The 18,235-nt window shown below is 71.3% G+C and carries 18 protein-coding genes, 1 tRNA gene and 1 pseudogene; 12 read left to right on the forward strand and 8 right to left on the reverse strand.

Features of this window, described 5'->3' with window-relative positions:
• Nucleotides 1-81: 81 nt before the first annotated feature.
• A complete protein-coding gene (locus ABD120_RS04420; protein ID WP_343948381.1) occupies nt 82-672 on the reverse strand; it encodes a biotin transporter BioY in 591 nt (196 codons plus the stop codon).
• Between the two features lie 80 nt (nt 673-752).
• On the opposite strand from ABD120_RS04420, the gene ABD120_RS04425 reads away from it, so the two are divergent.
• Nucleotides 753-1,658, forward strand: a complete 906-nt coding sequence (locus tag ABD120_RS04425) for a DNA-3-methyladenine glycosylase family protein (RefSeq protein ID WP_343948382.1) — start codon at nt 753-755, stop codon at nt 1,656-1,658.
• Here the strand turns inward: ABD120_RS04425 and ABD120_RS04430 are convergent.
• A complete protein-coding gene (locus ABD120_RS04430; protein WP_343948383.1) occupies nt 1,655-2,647 on the reverse strand; it encodes a phage baseplate protein in 993 nt (330 codons plus the stop codon). The two genes, ABD120_RS04425 and ABD120_RS04430, sit on opposite strands and share 4 nt — an antisense overlap.
• 290 nt (nt 2,648-2,937) lie before the next feature.
• Here ABD120_RS04430 and ABD120_RS04435 point away from each other — a divergent pair, with 290 nt between their 5' ends.
• A complete protein-coding gene (locus tag ABD120_RS04435) occupies nt 2,938-4,422 on the forward strand; it encodes an AAA family ATPase (protein ID WP_343948384.1) in 1,485 nt (494 codons plus the stop codon).
• A gap of 5 nt (nt 4,423-4,427) precedes the next feature.
• Here ABD120_RS04435 and ABD120_RS04440 read toward each other — a convergent pair whose 3' ends face one another.
• The gene (locus tag ABD120_RS04440; RefSeq protein WP_343948385.1) at nt 4,428-4,973 is read right to left on the reverse strand and encodes a hypothetical protein; all 546 of its coding nucleotides are present in this window, start codon (nt 4,971-4,973) and stop codon (nt 4,428-4,430) included.
• A 192-nt stretch (nt 4,974-5,165) separates the two neighbouring features.
• On the opposite strand from ABD120_RS04440, the gene ABD120_RS04445 reads away from it, so the two are divergent.
• A complete protein-coding gene (locus ABD120_RS04445; protein WP_343948386.1) occupies nt 5,166-6,203 on the forward strand; it encodes a LysR family transcriptional regulator in 1,038 nt (345 codons plus the stop codon).
• Nucleotides 6,204-6,254: 51 nt separating this feature from the next.
• Here the strand turns inward: ABD120_RS04445 and ABD120_RS04450 are convergent, their stop codons facing one another.
• A complete protein-coding gene (locus ABD120_RS04450; RefSeq protein WP_343948387.1) occupies nt 6,255-7,940 on the reverse strand; it encodes a tetratricopeptide repeat protein in 1,686 nt (561 codons plus the stop codon).
• A gap of 254 nt (nt 7,941-8,194) precedes the next feature.
• A tRNA-Arg gene (locus ABD120_RS04455) sits at nt 8,195-8,268 on the reverse strand.
• A 234-nt stretch (nt 8,269-8,502) separates the two neighbouring features.
• Between ABD120_RS04455 and ABD120_RS04460 the strand changes: the two genes are divergently transcribed.
• Nucleotides 8,503-9,357, forward strand: a complete 855-nt coding sequence (locus tag ABD120_RS04460) for a tyrosine-type recombinase/integrase (protein WP_343948388.1) — start codon at nt 8,503-8,505, stop codon at nt 9,355-9,357.
• On the opposite strand, the gene ABD120_RS04465 is transcribed toward ABD120_RS04460, so the two are convergent.
• Nucleotides 9,351-10,091, reverse strand: coding sequence for a ZIP family metal transporter (locus ABD120_RS04465; RefSeq protein ID WP_343948389.1), 741 nt, complete (start codon nt 10,089-10,091; stop codon nt 9,351-9,353). The genes ABD120_RS04460 and ABD120_RS04465 overlap by 7 nt on opposite strands.
• Nucleotides 10,092-10,186: 95 nt before the next feature.
• Here ABD120_RS04465 and ABD120_RS04470 point away from each other — a divergent pair, with 95 nt between their 5' ends.
• From ABD120_RS04470 to ABD120_RS04505, 8 genes and pseudogenes are all read left to right on the forward strand, one after another.
• Entirely contained in the window at nt 10,187-10,972 is a 786-nt protein-coding gene (locus ABD120_RS04470; RefSeq protein ID WP_343948390.1) for a phosphotransferase, read from the forward strand.
• A 174-nt stretch (nt 10,973-11,146) separates the two neighbouring features.
• The gene (locus tag ABD120_RS04475; RefSeq protein ID WP_343948391.1) at nt 11,147-12,082 is read left to right on the forward strand and encodes a cobalamin biosynthesis protein; all 936 of its coding nucleotides are present in this window, start codon (nt 11,147-11,149) and stop codon (nt 12,080-12,082) included.
• 46 nt (nt 12,083-12,128) lie between these two features.
• Entirely contained in the window at nt 12,129-13,607 is a 1,479-nt protein-coding gene (locus ABD120_RS04480; RefSeq protein WP_343948392.1) for a cobyric acid synthase, read from the forward strand.
• 139 nt (nt 13,608-13,746) lie between these two features.
• Nucleotides 13,747-14,193 carry a (2Fe-2S)-binding protein gene (locus ABD120_RS04485; RefSeq protein WP_343948393.1) on the forward strand — a complete coding sequence of 149 codons (447 nt, stop codon included), beginning with the start codon at nt 13,747-13,749 and terminating at the stop codon, nt 14,191-14,193.
• Nucleotides 14,190-14,528: pseudogene (locus ABD120_RS04490) on the forward strand (FAD binding domain-containing protein); the annotation flags it as partial. The gene ABD120_RS04485 and the pseudogene ABD120_RS04490, both read left to right, overlap by 4 nt.
• Before the next feature lie 46 nt (nt 14,529-14,574).
• The gene (locus ABD120_RS04495; protein ID WP_343948394.1) at nt 14,575-14,895 is read left to right on the forward strand and encodes a molybdopterin cofactor-binding domain-containing protein; all 321 of its coding nucleotides are present in this window, start codon (nt 14,575-14,577) and stop codon (nt 14,893-14,895) included.
• A 33-nt stretch (nt 14,896-14,928) separates the two neighbouring features.
• Complete coding sequence (locus ABD120_RS04500; protein WP_343948395.1) at nt 14,929-15,075, forward strand: hypothetical protein; 147 nt, start codon at nt 14,929-14,931, stop codon at nt 15,073-15,075.
• A gap of 460 nt (nt 15,076-15,535) precedes the next feature.
• A complete protein-coding gene (locus ABD120_RS04505; protein WP_343948396.1) occupies nt 15,536-15,790 on the forward strand; it encodes a hypothetical protein in 255 nt (84 codons plus the stop codon).
• A gap of 618 nt (nt 15,791-16,408) precedes the next feature.
• Here ABD120_RS04505 and ABD120_RS04510 read toward each other — a convergent pair.
• Nucleotides 16,409-16,993 (reverse strand): helix-turn-helix domain-containing protein, encoded by a 585-nt coding sequence (locus tag ABD120_RS04510; RefSeq protein WP_343948397.1) that lies wholly within the window; start codon nt 16,991-16,993, stop codon nt 16,409-16,411.
• 125 nt (nt 16,994-17,118) lie between these two features.
• Entirely contained in the window at nt 17,119-18,042 is a 924-nt protein-coding gene (locus tag ABD120_RS04515) for a helix-turn-helix transcriptional regulator (protein WP_343948398.1), read from the reverse strand.
• Nucleotides 18,043-18,235: the final 193 nt, after the last annotated feature.

An 18,235-nucleotide genomic window follows, 5' to 3' on the forward strand; every position in this document is an offset into this window, starting at 1 on the left:
TGAGGTCGCCGTGCGGGCCGCACAGCGCGAGCCGCTCCGGGCGGGCGGCGGCGGGCGCGAGGACGGCGGCGGCGACGGGCATCAGCGTTCCCCTGAACGCAGCCGCTCCCGGCGCACGGCGGGGACGGCGTCGGGGTAGGCGCGCTGGGTGCCGCGCACCACGATCGCGGCGACCACGGCCTTGGCCACGTCGCCGGGCAGGAAGGCGGCGCTGAGCAGCGCCGCCTTGCCCAGCGGCAGCCCGGTGACCAGCGCCTGCACCGGGATGCCGAACAGGTAGATCGTCGCGACGCCGCCCGCCAGGCAGGCCGCGAGCAGCCGGACCACGCCCGGTGAGCGCCCGGCCCGCTCGACGAGCCAGCCGGTCAGCGCCACGCCGGGCAGCCAGCCGAGCAGGAAGCCCGCCGACGGGCCGACGAACACGCCGAGCCCGCCGCGCCCGCCCGCGAGCAGCGGCAGCCCGGCCGCGACGAGCACGAGGAGGACGGCGACGGCCAGAGTGCCCCGCCACGCGCCGAGCACCGCCCCGGCCAGCATGACGCCGAGGGTCTGCAGCGTGATGGGTACGGCGTTGCCGAACACGTTGAGGGCGCCCGGCAGGCCGAGTACGGCGATCAGCGCGGCGAACACGCTGATCCGGGCCAGGTCCGCGGTGCGGATGCTGGTTCTCATCCTGCGATCCCACACCAGTTCGTCCGGTTCCCCCACTGTGCCTTCCCACAACAATCCGACGGCCGTTCGATGGACAATCTATGCACACCCGGACCCGTACGATGAACGCCATGGTCGCGCACGGTTTCACACTCACCGCCGAGGGGCCGTTCGACTTCGGCGCCACCCTGCGTTTCCTGGAGGACTGGCCGGCCACGAGCGCGCTCCCGCACGACGGGCGCACGCTGCGGTTCGCCTACGCGGCCGAGTCCGACTGGCGGCCCGTGGGCGTCGCCGTCACCGGGGCGCCCGGCGGGGTAGAGATCGTCACGAACCGGGCGGCCGGTCCCGGCCTGCGGGCCGAGATCGCGCGCATCCTGTCGCTGGACGTCGACGGCCGGGGCTTCGCCGCGCTCGGCGAGAGCGACCCGGTCATCGGCGAGTTGCAGCGCCGCGACCCCGGGCTGCGGCCGGTGTGCTTCTGGAGCCCGTGGGAGGCGGCCTGCTGGGCGGTCATCGTGCAGCGCTCGTCCATGCTGGTCGCCGCCAGTGTCAAGCAGCGCATCGCCGAGCGGTTCGGCGCCGAGGTCGAGATCGGCGGGCGGCCGTTCGCGGCCTTCCCGCCGCCCGCCACGCTGGTCGAGGCGGGCGGGTTCGGGCTGCCCGCGCAGAAGGAGGAGTGGGTGCGGGGGCTGGCGCGGGCGGCGCTCGACGGGGTCCTCACCACCGAGCACCTGCGCGGGCTCGACCCGGAGGACGCGCTGGCCGAGTTGCGGGCGCTGCCGGGGGTCGGGCCGTTCACGGCGGGTCTGATCCTCATCAGGGGCGCCGGTGCCCCCGACGCGTTCCCCGGGGACGAGCCCCGCCTGTTCAGGATGCTGCGCGAGGCGTACGGGCTGGCCGAGGACGCGCCGCCGGGGGCCTACCGGCGGCTGGCGGAGGGGTGGAGACCGTACCGGAGCTGGGCCTCGTTCCTGTTCCGCGCAGCCGCCTACACCGAGCGTTAGACCAGGGTCTCCTTGAAGAAGACGCTGGCCCGCCTGGCGCCGGCGGCGCCGGAGGCGAGGCCGAAGCAGAGCTTCGGGGCGCCGTTCTCAAGCTGGATGGCCATGCCCTCCGGCTCACGCAGGTCGAGCGACTTGCCCGCCTGGGTGAGGAAGCGCTCGACCTGTGCGCCGGTGCGCATGTCGATGGAGGTGACGTAGGTGTCGCCGGGCGGCGGGTTGGTGGTGCTGTAGCCGTGCCCGTCGAGCGTGTACACGTAGTTGCCGTAGGCGGTGTAGCCCTGGAAGTTGGCCAGGTCCACGGCGAGGGGCTCGGCGAAGTCATAGAGCTTGTTGTCCGTCCGGCCCGCCTTGAGGTCGTCGAGGAGATAGACGGCGAAACGCGCCTGGCCGTTCATGCGGTGCCGCATGATCAGCCGGTTCGTGGACGGGTCGATCGCGCACGTCAGGCTGGTGGCACCGGCGATCGGGGCGTACTTCGTCAGCTCGGCGGACGCGGTGGTGCGGGTCGCGCCGTTGACGAAGCGGAAGCGCGCGAGCTTGCGGCCCCAGGCGTTCTCGCCGTCGCTGGCGCCGTCGGTCTCGGTCCAGAGGTAGGCCGTGGCGCCCACGGGCTCGACGCCGATCGCCACGCCGTGGCCGAATCCCTTGAGGATCATGTAGCCGAGCTTGGTGCCCGTGAGGCTCAGCTTGGTGATGACGAGGTCGCCGTTCTTCGCGGTGGTGCTGCCCGACTGCACCTGCGCGGTGTAGATGTGGTTGTTGACGTTGTCGAAGGCCAGTGACTGCAGCACGGTGACGTCGTGCAGCGGGTTCTTCCACAATCGGTTGTACGACGGGGTGTCCAGAAGGAAGCGGCCCTCCGGGACCGCCGCCCTGGCCTGCCCACCGGCGAAGCCGGCTGCCGTGGTCGCGGCGGCCAGTCCGGCGCCGAACTTCAACAGGCCCCTGCGAGAGAGGGCCTGCCCTGCACTTTCCTGCAATCCAGACATGTCACAACTCCTTGTTGCTCGGCGCTTCAAACCACACGGCGGAACACACCGCACGACGGCGTACGGTGTTGGAATTGGCTGTTCGATTCGCGGAATGCACCGGGGCACCGGCCTGCGAGACCGGTCGGCGGCGGTGGCGGCGGACGTGACGCCCGGGTCGGGGCGCCTTGTCCGAAGCCCACAACTGAAGTATCGCCGAAATCGCGCCAAGATCCTTAATCCGAGCTGGCAGCTTCCTGCCAGGAGAATCCACCGCTCAGAAACGAGCACTTCTGTCAAGGTGTATGGCCATGGACCCCAACGACGCCATCCGGTTGGCGCGAGCGCTCCAGAACCTCCTCCACGACGCGCACGAGACGATCGAAGCCTCGAAACCGGTTCCCGAACTCGTCGCCCGGGTCACCGGGCATCTCGGGTGCGAGTTCACGCACATCGTGAACGTGGTCGAGACCCTCCCCACGTGGGAACACGCCAACCTGCAGCGCGGCGTCGACGCCTACCTCGCCGCGCACAGTCCTCAGGCCGAGTGGTACGGCATCAGTGGCCAGGGCCGCGAGCACGATGACTTCGTCAACATGCTGGCCGGCGCGGCCAGGGGCTGGTCGCACTACGAGCCGGGCGCCGTCGACTACACGACCGTCGCGATCGGGCCCGATGAGAGCACCGAGGTGATCGCGCTCGGGCTGACCCTCACCCGCGCACCCGGCGGCGCCCCCGTGGTCGTCGGGATGCGCGGCACCCCGCAGTGCCAGATCGTGGTCCTGGCCGAGGAACGCGCCGACGCCACCGCCACCCGCGACGAGATCACCCGCCTGACCCGCGAGCACGACGTCTACCGGGGGCAGATCCTCTCCTTCGAGTGGAGCGAGCACCGGGGCAACGACCTGGTGACCTTCCTGCCCCGGCCGAGCGTTCGCGCCGAGCAGGTCATCCTGCCCGAGGACGTGCTGCCGGTGATCGAGCGGCACATCGTGGGGATCGGCGAGCAGGCCGTACGGCTGCGCGAGCACGGCCAGCACCTCAAGCGCGGCCTGCTCCTGCACGGCCCGCCGGGCACCGGCAAGACCCACACGGTGCGCTACCTGCTGAGCCGGATGAGCGAGTGCACGGTCATCCTGCTGACCGGCTCGGCGATCAGGTTCGTCACCCAGGCGGCCGGGCTGGCCCGGCGGCTCCAGCCGGCGCTGGTCGTGCTGGAGGACGTGGACCTGGTGGCCCAAGATCGGTCGGTCACCGAGAACGGCAGTCCGCTGCTGTTCGCGTTGCTGGATGCCATGGACGGGGTGGGAGCGGACGCCGACGTGACGTTCCTGCTCACCACCAATCGCGCGGACGTGCTCGAACGGGCGCTGGCCGACCGGCCGGGGCGGGTGGACCTGGCCGTGGAGATCCCCAAGCCAGACGCGCAGGGCCGCGCCGCCCTGCTCAGGCTGTATGCCGGGGATCTCCGGATCGAGGCCGACCTGGAACCGGTGGTGACCAGGACCGAGGGCGCGACCGCGTCGTTCTTCAAGGAACTGCTGCGTCGTGCCGTTCTCACCGCCCTGCGGGCCGACGACGGCGTCACCGCGCTCACCGACGCGCATCTCGGCCACGCCCTGGACGAGATGCTCGACGAGCGGGCGACCCTGACCAGGGCGCTGCTCGGTTCGGGAGACGGTCCTGAGACGTCCGACATCGTCTCCGGACCGGCCCTGGACGAGCCGCTCGATGTCGGCATCGCCACACCCGGGGTCGCCCCACCCGGTGTCGGCGTGCTCCGGTACGGCGGCTGAGCCCGCTACCGGCGGGCTCTGCGCTCCTCCTTCCGCGCCCTGAAGGCGCGGTTGGAGGGCGGTAGCCAGACGATGACCAGGGCGACCAGCATGGCCAGCATCCCGGTGGCGTCCAGGATCCGGAAGATCGCCGGGACGTCGTCGACGACGTCGATCAGCCACATCAGGAAGGCGATCAGCGCGAACGGGATCACCGTGATGCGTGCCCAGTTCATCCGGGCCCAGATGAACGACCCGAAGATGAGGAACAGCACCCCGACGAACCCGAGCACCGACGTCCTGGCGGTGACCACGCCCTGGGCCTCCTCCAGGGCGAAGTCCATCATCGGCCCCTCGACGAGGCTGGCGGGCGAGTCGCCGAATTCCCTGGCGAGCGCGCCCGCCACCGCCTCACGCAGCAGTTCCTTGCCGCCGACCAGGTTGGCCAGCAGGCTGCCGACACCGGCGACCCCCGCCAGGAGGACGAGAATCGCGCCCGCCTTCAGCGTCCCCGGTAACGCCGGTTTCTGTGGCTGCACCTGGGCAGGCGCATAGGCATACTGCGAATCCATGTTCTACTCCTTGCTGATGAATGCCGCGACTCGGCGTCCGCAAATCGGGGGAAACCCCCGTGCGGCGGGAGTAGTCATGTTCTATGTTTCGATGACCGATGTCCATCTGAATCCGAAATTATCTTCGGATCAGTTCACCGGGAAACACGACCAGTTTCCGCGAGAAAAAGAAAGCAAGGAGGCGAGCCGACCATGTCTGTGCCGCTCCCCGACCTGATGCCGCCGGAAGACCCGGTCAGCGAGCTCCTCAGGTGCCCGACCCCTCTGTTCGACACCACGTTGGACCAGCTCAGGACACTGATCGTGGTTCAGAGCACCGGCTCGGCGCTCCAGGCGGCACGACTGCTGGGCCGGGAGCAGTCCAGCGTCCAGAAGCAGCTCGACACGCTCAACCGTAATTTCCAGTCGCTCTGTGGTGAGACACTGGTGAGCAAACGCGGCCGCGGCCAGGATTTCGTGTTCACCGGCACCGGCGAGGTCATTGTCGAGGGTGCGCGCAGCATGCTCGCACGCGCCGTGGAAGACGTCAGTGAAAGCCGTCGCCGCATCGGCCGCACATTGACCGTCGGCACCACGGAATTCACCCTGTGGATTCTGTCGCGGGCGTGGGAGTCGTTGGCCGGAGAATTCGACAGCCGAGGTATCGATTTCCGGATCGCGCACGTCCGCACCAAGGATTTCTGGGCCCGGCTCGACGGCGGCCAGGTGGACGTGCTGTGCGGCAGCGTCGTCATCCCGGTCGGCGGTGACCCCACCCACGCCAAGTACGACGTCATCGAGTGGCGGCGCGGCAGCCCCGTGGTGCTGACGAACCTCCCGGACGGCGAACTGCCCGGCCCCGCCGTACCGACGAGCGCGCTCGGCGAGCTGCCGCTGGTCGTGCCCATGAGCGGGCTGATCGCCGACTTCCTCGTGCACTGGTACGGCCCGGCGTTCGCCGAACGCGTCAACATCGTGGCCGAGATCGAGGACCTCCAGTACGGCATCGCCCTGCTCCGCTCCGGTCTGGCGCGCGGCTGCATGATCGTGACCAGGACGCTGGCCGAGCGTGCGGCGCAGGACACCGGCCTGCGCGTCGTCGAACTGGAACACGACCTGCGGCCCCGGGTGGAGATGGTCTCCGCGGTGTTCGCCCGCAAGGGCGAGCGCGAGCGGTACAAGCCCGACCACCCGCTGAACCTGCTCTGGGAGGCGTTGCGCAGGGAGGCCGCGGAGACCGGCACCGCGTGAGCGCGCGTCGGCGTTTCCCCGACAGCGGCGCCGGGGCCGGATGAACGCCGGTCAGCGGGCGCCCACCAGCGTCATCAGGCCAGGGTCGCCGGTCAGCGCCGCCATCCGGCGGCTGCTCGCCGCCGTCTCCTGCGCGATGTGGTGCTCGCCGCGCTCGGCGAGCACCCGCCCCAGCAGGTGGACGGCCCGGACCACGGACGGCGCCAGGTCCGCCGACAGGCGCAGCACCTGCCGGAAGGCGGCCTCGGCCTGGAACGACTGGCCGTGCTTGGCCCGCAGCAGGCAGCCCGCGGCGGCGTGCGCGTCGCGGGCCGTGTCGGGCACCCGTCGCCAGGCGTCCGCCGCGGCGTCGAAGTCGCGGTCGCGGATCCGCAGGGCGCCGAACAGGAACCAGGCCCTCGGCATCAAAGCCGCGTGCCCCACCTGCTCCAGCCGTTCGATCGCGGTCTGGGCGGCGGCCATGCCGCTGTCGGCGTGGAACAGCACGGCGACCCCGGCCGCGCCGGCCGGGGCGTGCAGCGGGTGGCCGGTGTCCATGGCGCGCTCGTTCGAGCGCATCACGCCCCTGAGGTCGCCCTCCTCGCGGAACCTGTCGGCGGCGTCGAGGGCCCAGCGTCCGACGAGGTCGGGGTCCTGTTCGCCGGGCTGCACCCGCCATCGGATGCCCAGCAGCATCTTGCGCGCCGTGGCACGCTCCTCGTCCGTGCCGACCGTGAGCGCGAGCACGAGCACCTGGTCCGCGCCGTCGAGATCGCCCTGGCCGAGGAGCATCCCCGCGAGGTCGTGGGCGGCCCGGCCGCTCACGCTCTCCTCCCGCAGGTCGAGCGCCTGCCGGTAGGCCCGCCGCGCCCCGTCGGGATCGCCGTTCCGCTGCAGTTGGCGGCCGAGACCGAACTGCGCGCTCGCGGCGACGAGCGGGATCGGGCTGAGGGCCTGCCGCCGGAGCACGGAGATCCCCTCGTCGAGCCGTCCGAGATTCTCGGCGAGGATGACGGCGGCCTGGACCTCGGTGAGAGAGGGGAACGGGCCCTCGCCGCGCCCGCCGCGCCTGAGCGCGTCGATCGCCTCCTCGGGTTGCCCCAGGCCCCTGCGGATCCCGGCGAGTTCGAGCGCGGCCTTCGCCGCCATCTCCTCGTCACCTGTGGCGAGCAGCCGTTCCAGTACCTCGATGGCCCGGTCGGGCTCGCCCGCCGCCGCCAGCGCCGACCCCAGGGAGAGGAGAGCCAGGGGGACGAGGTCTTCCGGCACGTACTCCAGGGCGAGCTCGCCCGCCTCGACGGCCTCCGCCGGAGCCTGCGCCGTGAGCGCGTACCAGCTCCGGTTGAGCGCCACCCGGCCGATCACCTCGTCGACGGTGACAGGAACCTCGCGGGGCGGCAGCCCGGAGGCGGCCAGCTCGTCCAGACGGAGGCGGGCCAGGCCGGCCAGCCTGCCCTGGGCGTTGGCCGCGGCATGGGCCCAGGCGGCCTGCGCGGTCTCGGGGAAGTCCGCCGCGAGTACTTCGCCCAGGCGCGCGGCCACGTAGGGGGCCCATTCGGGCTCGCCCCCCTCCAGGACGAGGGTGAACCAGTCGAGGGCCTCGGTGGTGGAGCCACCCACGAGCAGGGTCTCCGCGCATTCGACGAGCGTCTCGGCGCCCGCGCCGGTGTCGGCGATGTCGGCGGCCATGGCCAGGAGCACCTGGGTGAGGTGGCTGTCCGGTGGCAGGTTCGGACTCCTGCCGATCTTGCGTCTCATGCGGATCCTCTACGCGCGTGACAACGAGGCAGTGAGGTTTCTACCAAATCGGGCAGGCACGAGATCGGTACTTACGGTGATTGCCGGGAGATCATGTGAAGTGTCCCGGCGGACACTGTTCGGTGCGGCGCGGGGACGTGTCGAACGCGCCGGCCTGACCCTCTCCGGTGCGCGCGGGGAGCGGGCAAAGGCCAGGGGCGAATCCTGGGACGCATCCGAGCCCGGAGAGCCGCAGGTCAAAGGCTCGGGAAAAGCGCGCCCTGCAGGATTCGAACCTGCGACCGTTGGATTAGAAGTCCAATGCTCTGTCCAGCTGAGCTAAGGGCGCCTGAAACGGGTGATTGAGCAGCAGTTTTACCGCTCGCGTGGCACACTAGCATAGCCGCGCACCGATGAAACAGCATCGGATTTGGAGTACCGCCAGATGGGTAGATCCCCACTCCTCTCGCAGCTGATTCCCTCGTGGAAACGGGACCTGGACGCCTCCGCCAAGTCCCCTGGCACCGTCCAGAGCTACCTGTATACCGCCCGCCTTCTGATCACATACCTCGATCAGCATGACATGCCTGGCCAGATCCATCGGATCACCGCGAAACACCTGTGCGGTTTCCTGTCCGCGCGCACCCACGGCTGCTGGCAGGACGACGACCGTACCCGCCCGTGCGCCTGCGGGCAGACCCGGGGGCACTCCGAGGGCGACACCCACAAGCATTTCCGCAACCTCCGCCTGCTGTTCAAGTGGCTCGCGAGCGAGGGCGAACTGCCGGGCGAGTCCCCCATGACCGCCGTCGCGGCGCCCGCCGTCGCCTCGGAGCCGGCCGCGCCGCTCACCGCGGACGAACTCGCCCTCATGCTCGCGACCTGCGCGGGCGCCACGTTCGCCGACCGGCGCGATACCGCGATCATGCGGATCCTGCTGGACACCGGCATCCGGGGCGCCTGCCTGGAGGGGCTGCGCTACCACCCGGACGATCCGGACCTGACCGACGTGTTCCTCACCCATCACGTCGTCCGGGTCCTGCTCAAGGGCGAGCGCATACACCTCGCGCCGATCGGCCGCAAGGCGGTCGCCGCGATCGACCGCTACCTGCGCGCCCGCGCCGGGCACGCGCACTCCGCCAGCCCCTGGCTGTGGCTGCCCGAGCGGGGCGTCACGGCCAGGGGCGGCGAGCGGCGGCTGACCAAGACGGGCATCCTGCAGATGCTCAAGCGGCGGGCGCGCGAGGCGCAGATCCCCGGCGTGCACACCCACCGGTTCCGCCACACGATGGCCGCCCACTACCTCGACGCGGGCGGCGACCCGTTCGACCTGATGCGCATCGGCGGCTGGAGCAGCCTCGCCATGGTGCAGCGCTACGCCGGGAGCGCCGGTGGCCGGGGCACGCCCGCCCGCCTGTCGCTCGGCGACCGCTACTGAAGCTCGGTCAGAGCGATGACCACCCACATGAACAGCGTGCCCGCCACCGTGGCGGCCAGGGTGAGCCCCGGGTGGCGGCGGCTCGTGTGCGCCTCGGGCAGGATGTCGGAGATCGCCAGGTAGAGCAGGAACCCGGCGAAGAACCCGAGGTAGGCGCCCAGCACCGAGCGCGGGATCGCGATCAGCGTCGTCAGGGTGGCGCCCGCGACCGGGGCCACGGCGTCGCAGGCGAGCAGGGTGACCGCGCGGCGGCGGGCGTTGCCGTACAGGGAGGTGAGGGTGTAGGTGTTGAAGCCGTCGGTGAAGTCGTGCGCGATCACTCCCACGGCGACCGCGACCGCGAGCGTCTGGCTGGTCTGGAAGGCGGCGCCGATGGCGGCGCCGTCCAGGAAGCTGTGCACGACCAGCGCGCTGCCCGCTGCCAGGCCGAGCCCCGCGTGCGTGTGGCGGTGGGCGGCGTAGTCGCCCTCGCGGGCGTCGTGTACGGCGACCGCCCGCTCCACCGCGTGCACGCCGAGGAAGGCAAGCGCGAAGGTGAGCATGGGCAGCGGCACTCCGTACAGTTTGTACGTGTCCAGTGCGAGCGCCTCGGGCAGCACGTCGAAGGCCACCACGCCCAGCATGACGCCCGCTGCGGCGCCGAGGACGAGGTCCCTGCGCTCCCGCACGTGGTGCGCGACCAGCCCGCCCACCAGCGTCATCAGGAACGCCGCCAGGGACAGCAGGATCGGCATGTGCCTCACGCTACGGCTCACGGGCGCGACGACGGGTTTTCAACACTCCGAAACCCCAGGCGGGAGCGACACAAACGCGGCTAAGATGCGGTTGCATGGTCGCGACGCTCCTGCATGAGGTTCCCCTGCAGGGCGGGGATGTGACAGACGGGGTGGTCCGGGTCGGTGACACCGTCCGAAAACCGATGAGCCCGTCGGCGCCCGCCGTGCACAGTCTCCTCCGGCATCTCGAAGCCGCCGGGTTCGCGGGCGCCCCGCGCGTACTCGGGGTGGACGAGTTCGGACGTGAGATCACCAGCTACGTCCCCGGCGCGTGCGGGCTGTCGGCCCACTCCGCCGGCGAGGGGTCGCTGCGGGGGCTGGCCGAGTTGCTGCGGGGCTTCCACGACGCGACGGCGGGTTTCCCGCTGTCCACCACGGGCTGGGAGGACGGTTCCAACGACGACCGCGCCCCCGAGGTCATCGGCCACTGCGACCTGCGCCCGGACAACGTGATCTTCCACGACGGGGCGCCGGTCGCGCTCATCGACTTCGACCTGGCCCGCCCGACCACCAGGCTGTTCGACGTGGTCACGACGCTGCGCCACTGGGCGCCGATCGCCGACCCGATCGACCGGCCGCCGCTGCTGCGGCACGCCGACGTGGGGGCGCGGCTGCGGGTGTTCTGCGACGCGTACGGCCTGCCGCCCCGCGACCGGCGGCGCCTGCTGGAGCTGTCGCGGACCCGTTTCCACCGGTCGTACGAGGTGATGCGGGCCCGCGCGGCCCGTGGCGGCGGCTGGGCCCGCATGTGGGCCGACGGCGCGGGCGAGCGGATCCGCCGGGCTGCGGCATGGCTGGATGTCCACGAAGATGAACTTCATGCACATTTGGTCAGATAACACCCGGCGCACCTGGTGAGGATTCGCACCACCCGGCCCGCCGAGGGCGGAATCCTCGCGCATACGGGAACCCGGCCGCCCGCAATCGGACTCCCTTCAAGCGCGGGACTCCGGGCGGCCGGGAACAGGCCACGCGCGGGAAGCCGGGCGACCGGACTCGGACTCCTGTCGCGTGTGGGGAGCCGGGCGGCCGGGATCGCGCTCGGGGTCGCGATCGACGCCGTCGTCGGCGACCCGCGCGCCGGACATCCCGTCGCACTGTTCGGGCGGACCGCCTCGGCGCTGGAACGGCGGACGTACGGCGACGCCCGCGCACGCGGCGCCGCGCACGTCACCCTGCTGGTCGGTGCCGCGACCGGCCTCGGCGTCCTGGCCGAACGGGCCCGCCACCCGCTGGCCCGCACCGCCCTGACGGCGGCGGCCACCTGGGCGGTCATCGGCGGCACCACGCTCGCCCGGGAGGGCGCGCACCTGGCGCGGGCCCTGGAGGACGAGGATCTGGCGCGGGCCAGGGCCCGGCTCCCCCACCTGTGCGGACGGGATCCGTCACAGCTGGAGGAGCCCGAGCTGGCGCGGGCGACGGTGGAGTCGCTGGCGGAGAACACCTCGGACGCCGTGGTCGCCCCGCTGTTCTGGGGCGCGGTGGCCGGGGTTCCGGGGTTGCTGGGCTACCGGGCGGTCAACACGCTGGACGCCATGATCGGTCACCGTTCGGCCAGGTACGAGCGGTTCGGCTGGGCGGCGGCCCGGCTGGACGACGCGGCCAACTGGGTGCCCGCCCGCCTCACGGGGCTGATCACGGCGGCGGTCGGGCCGGACAGCGGGCGGGCCCTCGCCGTACTGCGCAGGGACGGTCACCGCCACCCGAGCCCGAACGCCGGGCGCTGCGAGTCGGCCTTCGCCGGAGCATTGGGCCTGACTCTGGGCGGCACGAACGTGTACGGCGGCCGCGTGGAGCACCGCCCCACGATGGGCGACGGCCGCGCGCCCGAGGTCGCCGACATCCGGCGCGCGGTGAGGCTGACCAGGGCCGTGGGCCTGACCGCCGCCGCCCTGTCGGTGCTGGGCGCGGGCGCGGTGTCACTGCTGCGCGCCGGAAGAACACGCTGACCGCCCCCGGGCGCGAAATATCCGTTATATGTGAAAAACTGCCGCGATGACGGGGGCGCTGCTGGTCGCTGGGACCACTTCGGACGCGGGCAAGAGCGTGGTGACGGCGGGCATCTGCCGCTGGCTGGTCCGGCAGGGGGTGCGCGTGGCCCCGTTCAAGGCGCAGAACATGTCGCTCAACTCCTTCGTCACCGCCGAGGGTGCCGAGATCGGGCGGGCCCAGGAGGTGCAGGCGCGCGCCTGCCGGCTGGAACCGGTCGCCGACATGAACCCGATCCTGCTCAAGCCGGGCAGCGACCGCCGCAGCCAGGTCGTGCTCATGGGCGAGCCGCTCACGGACGTGGACGCCATGGAGTACGGCGCGCTCAAGGACTTCCTGCGGGAGCAGGCCCTCGCCTCCCTCGACCGGCTGCGGGCCGCCTACGACGTGGTGATCTGCGAGGGCGCGGGCAGCCCGGCCGAGATCAACCTGCGCAGGGGCGACATCGCCAACATGGGCCTGGCCCGCGCGGCCGGACTGCCGGTCGTGGTGGTGGGCGACATCGACAGGGGCGGCGTGTTCGCCGCGTTCTACGGCACCGTCGCACTCCTGGACGCCGCCGACCAGGCGCACGTCTCCGGCTTCATCGTCAACAAGTTCCGCGGCGCCGTCGAACTCCTCCAGCCCGGCCTCGACACCCTCCGGCGGCTCACCGGGCGGCCGACCTACGGCGTACTCCCCTGGCTCGACGGGCTGTGGCTGGACGTCGAGGACTCCCTCGCCCTCGACAACCGCAAGGTCGCCACGCACCGGCCGTACGGGCGGCAGAGCCTGCGCGTGGCCGTGGTGCGCCTGCCGCGCATCTCCAACTTCACCGACCTCGACGCGCTCGCGGCCGAGCCCGGGGTGCTGGTCCGCTTCGTCACCGATCCGGGCGAACTCGACGACGCCGACCTGGTCGTCCTCCCCGGCTCCCGGGCGACGGTCTCCGACCTGGCCTGGCTGCGCGAGCGGGGGCTGGCGCGGGCCGTCCAGGAGCGGCGGGGGCCGGTGCTCGGCGTGTGCGGCGGGTTCCAGATGCTCGGGCGGACGATCGACGACCCGGTGGAGTCCGGCGCCGGGACGGTTCCGGGGCTGGGCCTGCTGCCGGTCGAGGTCCGGTTCGGGCGCTCCAAGGTGCTCGGCCGTCCGGAGGGGCGGGCCTACGGGCACCCCGTGCGCGCGTACGAGATCCACCACGGCGTCGCCACCGTCACCGGCGGGGAGCCGTTCCTGGACGGCTGCCGCGTCGGCGACGTCTGGGGCACCACCTGGCACGGCGCGCTGGAGAACGACGGCTTCCGCCGCGCCTTCCTCGCCGACGTCGCCGCCCGCGCGGGCCGCGACTTCACCCCGCACCCGGAGACGAGCTTCGCCGCGCTCAGGGAACGGCACCTGGACGCGCTCGGCGACCTGGTGGAGCGGCATCTCGACACGGCCGCCCTGATGCGTCTCATCGAGCAGGGCCCGCCCGCTGTCCCGCTGCTGTCGGGCGGGCTGCTGTAGGCGGTCGGTAAGCGGCGCTTGCCGACCGGTTGGCACATCGCCGTTGATCGTCCGCCGAGCCGGAAGCCAGGCTGGAGCCAGACACCCCACGACAGGAGTACCAGTGCCTGGCGACAGCGACCCAGAACCGTCACCCATAGTGAATATAAAGCAACTCTCCGCTTCCGTCGATCCCCGCGCCACCCTCGTGGACGCGCTACGCGACCGGTTCGGCCTCATCGGCACCAAGAAGGGCTGCGACCGGGGCGAGTGCGGCGCCTGCACCGTCCTGGTGGACGGCCGCCGCGTGCTGGCCTGCATGACGCTCGCGCTCACGGCGGCGGGCCGGACGGTCACCACCGTCGAGAGCCTGGCCGGGCCCGGCGGCGAACCGCACCCGATCCAGGAGGCGTTCCTGGACAACGACGCCTTCCAGTGCGGTTTCTGCACCCCCGGCCAGCTGATGTCGGCCGTGGCCTGCATCGCGGAGGGCAACGCCTGCTCGCGCGAGGACGTCAAGGAGTGGATGAGCGGCAACATCTGCCGCTGCGCCGCCTACCCGCAGATCGTGGCGGCGGTCGAGCAGGCGGCGGAGGCCATGCGATGAGAAGCTTCACCTTCGCGCGGGCGGGCAGCGTGCAGGACGCGCTCGCCGCGCTCGCCGAGCTGGGCACCCGACTCATCGCCGGCGGCACGGAGCTGGTCAACTGGCTCAAGGAGGGCATCGAGCGGCCCAGCCACCTCGTCGACATCAACGCGCTGCCGATGGCGGGCATCGACGTCGGTCCCGACCGGCTGCGGCTGGGCGCGCTGGAGCGGATGAGCGACGTGCAGGCCCACCCCGAGGTACGGCGGCGCTTCCCGGTGATCGCCGAGGCGCTGCTGCGTTCGGCCTCCGCGCAGTTGCGGAACATGGCCAGCGTCGGCGGCAACCTCATGCAGCGCACCCGCTGCTCCTACTACCGGGCCGACGCGGAGCTGCCCTGCAATGGGCATCGGCTCGGCCGTGCACCTGGCCGCGGCCGAACTGATCGCCAAGCTGGAAGCGGCGGGCGGTGTGGACGGCCTGCGCGCCTCCGGGATCCCGTGGATCGAGGCGGCGGGCGCATGGGCGCCGGAGGCGTCGGCGAGCCCGACGGGCGGCTCCCGCGACTACTCGATCCAGGTGTACGGGGCCTTCTTCTGCGAGGTCCGGGTGGACGCCGACCTGGGGCTGGTGCGGATGAGCCGGTGCGTCGGCGTGTACGGCGCGGGCCGGATCATCAACCCGCTGGCGGCGCACAGCCAGCTCACGGGCGGCATCATCTGAGGCCTCGGCCAGGCGCTGCTGGAGCGGTCGGTGATGGAGAGGGGCAGGGGCCGCTTCCTGGACAAGAACCTGGCCGGGTACGTGGTGCCGGTCAACGCCGACATCGGCGACATCGATCCGGATCCACGATCTGCTGTGAGGGAGATCATGGCGCCGACGGTCCGCATCCACGCCGCCTGAACGGCCCTGATGGCCGCCGCCGCACGAGAGCGTCGCGATCGTCTTGCGGCGGCGGCCGGACCGGGGTTGCCCGGCGCCGTGTGCCCCCCAGTACCCGGCGCCGAGATCTCATGACCGCTGAATTTCGGCGGTCCCCATTCTTGCCGATAAAACACCTATCCAGCGGCGAAAATGCAGCATGTTGCCCAATTCGGCAGCTTCCTGCCACTGACCGGTAAGTAGGGCTTACCGGTGGTTAATGGCTTCCCCGCTGATCCGGGCAAGCGGCCCGGCCAATCATCGGGGCGGCGCATTCATCGGCGGAATTCTACGTGATCGTCAATTCGACCTGGCAAGGGGCCTTCCATGTTCGCCGACCCCACGCAGCGCGGGTCGCCGTCGGCATCCGGGCGGGCGGCATCTCCGTGGGCACCGGGCTCGGCCCCGTGATCGGCGGCTCTACTCGGTCATCGCGCCGTCGATGGCACTGACAACGGACCTGGTCGCCGGCTCGGTGCCGCCGCAGAAGGCGGGCGCCACCTCCGGCCTGTCCACCACCTGCAGCGACCTGGGCATCTCCCTCGGGATCGCGATCATCGGCAGCGTGGGCGCCGCCGCCCGCGAGGCGTTCACCGGCGGGCTCAACGTGGCCGCCGCCTGCTCGGCGGTGATCGCCGCGACGGCCGCGCTCGTCCGGCTGCGCCACGTCCCCCCGGTGAAGGCGCCGACTTCATGATCCCCCGCGAGCGAGGACACGAGCCGGCGGAGGAGAGCGGATGAGCCTCAACGGGATCGGCCTGACCGAAATGGAGGAGTACACCTACCGCGCCCTGCTCAGAACCCCCGGGACCGCGCCGAGCGGGGAACCGTCCGAGGTCGGCCCCGCGCTCGCGCGCCTGGTCGACCTCGGGCTGGCGGGCATCGACCTGGAGGGCAGGCCCCGGGCCGTGGAACCGGAGGTGGGTCTGAGCCGCCCACAGCGAACTGCGGCGCGTCTCGGCCGCGTGGGAGACGCTGCGTTCGCTGACCTCGGAGCAGCGGGTCACCCACCCCGACTGGGCGGAGCTGATCGAGGACCCCGTCCAGGTGCGGGAGGGGGCGTGGTCGCTGTCGGCGGACGTGCAGGAGGTACTGGCCGTGCATCCCTTCCCCCGGCGGCCGGACTCCGCCGTCCTGGACAGACCCGCCGAGTGCGTGACCCGGCGGCGGCCTGGTGGCCACGCTCACGCGCCTGTTCGAGCAGGTGTGGGCGCACGCGGCCGACCTCGGTGGCGGCGACGACCTGCCGATCCAGGAACGGCAGGTGCTCTGTCTGCTCAGCACGATATGGAGCGGGGGCTGGTCTGAGACGAACTCAGCCGGTTCTGCGCGCCGGGGGGCTGAACACCCACAGCAGTGTGGTGTCGTCGGTCGGCGACGGGTTGCTCCAGCCGAGGACGCCGCCACGCGGGATCATCAGGGACTCGCCGGCGGCGAGGGCGTGCTCGATGCCTTCGACGGTGAGGTCGAGCACGCCGGCGAGCACGTGGACGAAGTGCACGAAGCCGGGGTCGCAGGCCGACCCGCCGTCGCTGTGGCCTCCCGGTTCGACGGTGGTGTGCAGGACCTGGAAGGCGGCGAACCCATGGGGGGTGAGCAGCCGGTTGACGGTGCCGACGCCGTCCATCGATGCGGACGGCGCGTGGTCCGCCACAGTGTCCGGCTCAGTGTCCGGCTCGTCGAGCAGCGCGCTGAGGCTGAGGTCGAGGGCCGAGCAGATGCGCCGCAGCGAGGCCAGCGACGCGCGGCTGAGCCCGCGTTCGAGCTGGGAGATGAAGCCCTTGGTGAGGCCGGAGCGCTCGGCCACCTCCGACAGGGTCAGGCCGGTGTCCATGCGTGCCTGCCGCAGCCGGGTTCCGATGCATCGATCGGAGCCCGGCGCTCCCTGATCGCGCTTCACCCGGTCAGGGTACAAGCCGTTTCCCGAATCGGCATACAGGGTGCGGTGCCGAAGAATTATTGAAATCTCCCCGGAAAATCACCATAAATAGCCCGACTTTTCCGCGACATATCAGCACGGCGGAATTACACCCAGCCGCGTTCCTTGGCCAGGATGGCGGCCTGGAAGCGATTGGAGGCGCCGAGCTTGCGCAGCAACTGGGCCACGTGCCTGCGATAGGTGCGCAGGCCCACCCCCATCTCCCGGGCCGCCGCCACGTCCTTCTCCATGGACGACAGCAGGAACAGCACCTGACGGTCCTGCGGGCTCAGCCCGTTGTCGACGGAGACGTCGAGTTCACTGGCCCGCTCCCAGAGCCGCTCGAACAGTTCCACCAGCGCCATCACGATCCCGGACTGCTTGATCATCAGCGCTCCGGAGCCACGCATGTCGGGCACGGTCGGCAGGAAGGCCGTGACCCGGTCGATGATGATCATCCGCTGGACGGAGCCGTCGGTGACGCGGTGCCGGTCGCCGGCCAGGTGCAGCTTCAGGGCGTACTCGAACAACTCGGGACTGGCGAGCGTACGGCGCGGCACGATCGTGCGCCACTCGACCCCTTCGCCGAGCCGGCCGAGGTACTTCGGCAGGTGCTCGGTGGCGCGCTTGTCGAAGGGCTGTACGGCCAGCACCTCTCGGGCGTCGTTGACGAGCGACCAGACCCGCGAATTGACGACCTCCGGCTCCTCTATGCGCTCGACCATCTCGGCGGGCTCGGTGTCCCGCTGCCGGGTGAGGGTTCGCACGGCCTCCCAGGCACCGACCACCCGGCGCATCTCGGCGTTGGCCTCCTCCATCCGCTGCTTGATCAACCGGGACAGGCCCAACTCCGGCTCGGTCGGCGCCACGGTGCCGTCGCCTTCGCGGTAGGCCAACCCGAGGTCGACAAGACGGTCAAGTGCGGTGTCAACAGGAGCCCGGGAATCGGACAGAACCGCCACACTTCGATTGAGAAGAGCCCGGTAGACGTACTCCTCGAAAGGGGACAGCCCCACGCCGCTGAGGTTCACGCTGCTCTCCCTGGGTCACGTTGGCCCGAGCCGATCGCCCGTGATCTCCAGTTTAGTGGCGGTAAACACGATGATTCCGGTAGATCGCAAAGGCTGGGGCAGAATGCCCGATTTCACAAGGTCAGCGTATGCGTCGCGAGCCGTGCGGAGATATCGCCCCGGTGGAGGGTTTCGGTCACACCACACCATGACC

Source organism: Nonomuraea longicatena (assembly GCF_039525605.1).
GTDB lineage: Bacteria > Actinomycetota > Actinomycetes > Streptosporangiales > Streptosporangiaceae > Nonomuraea > Nonomuraea longicatena.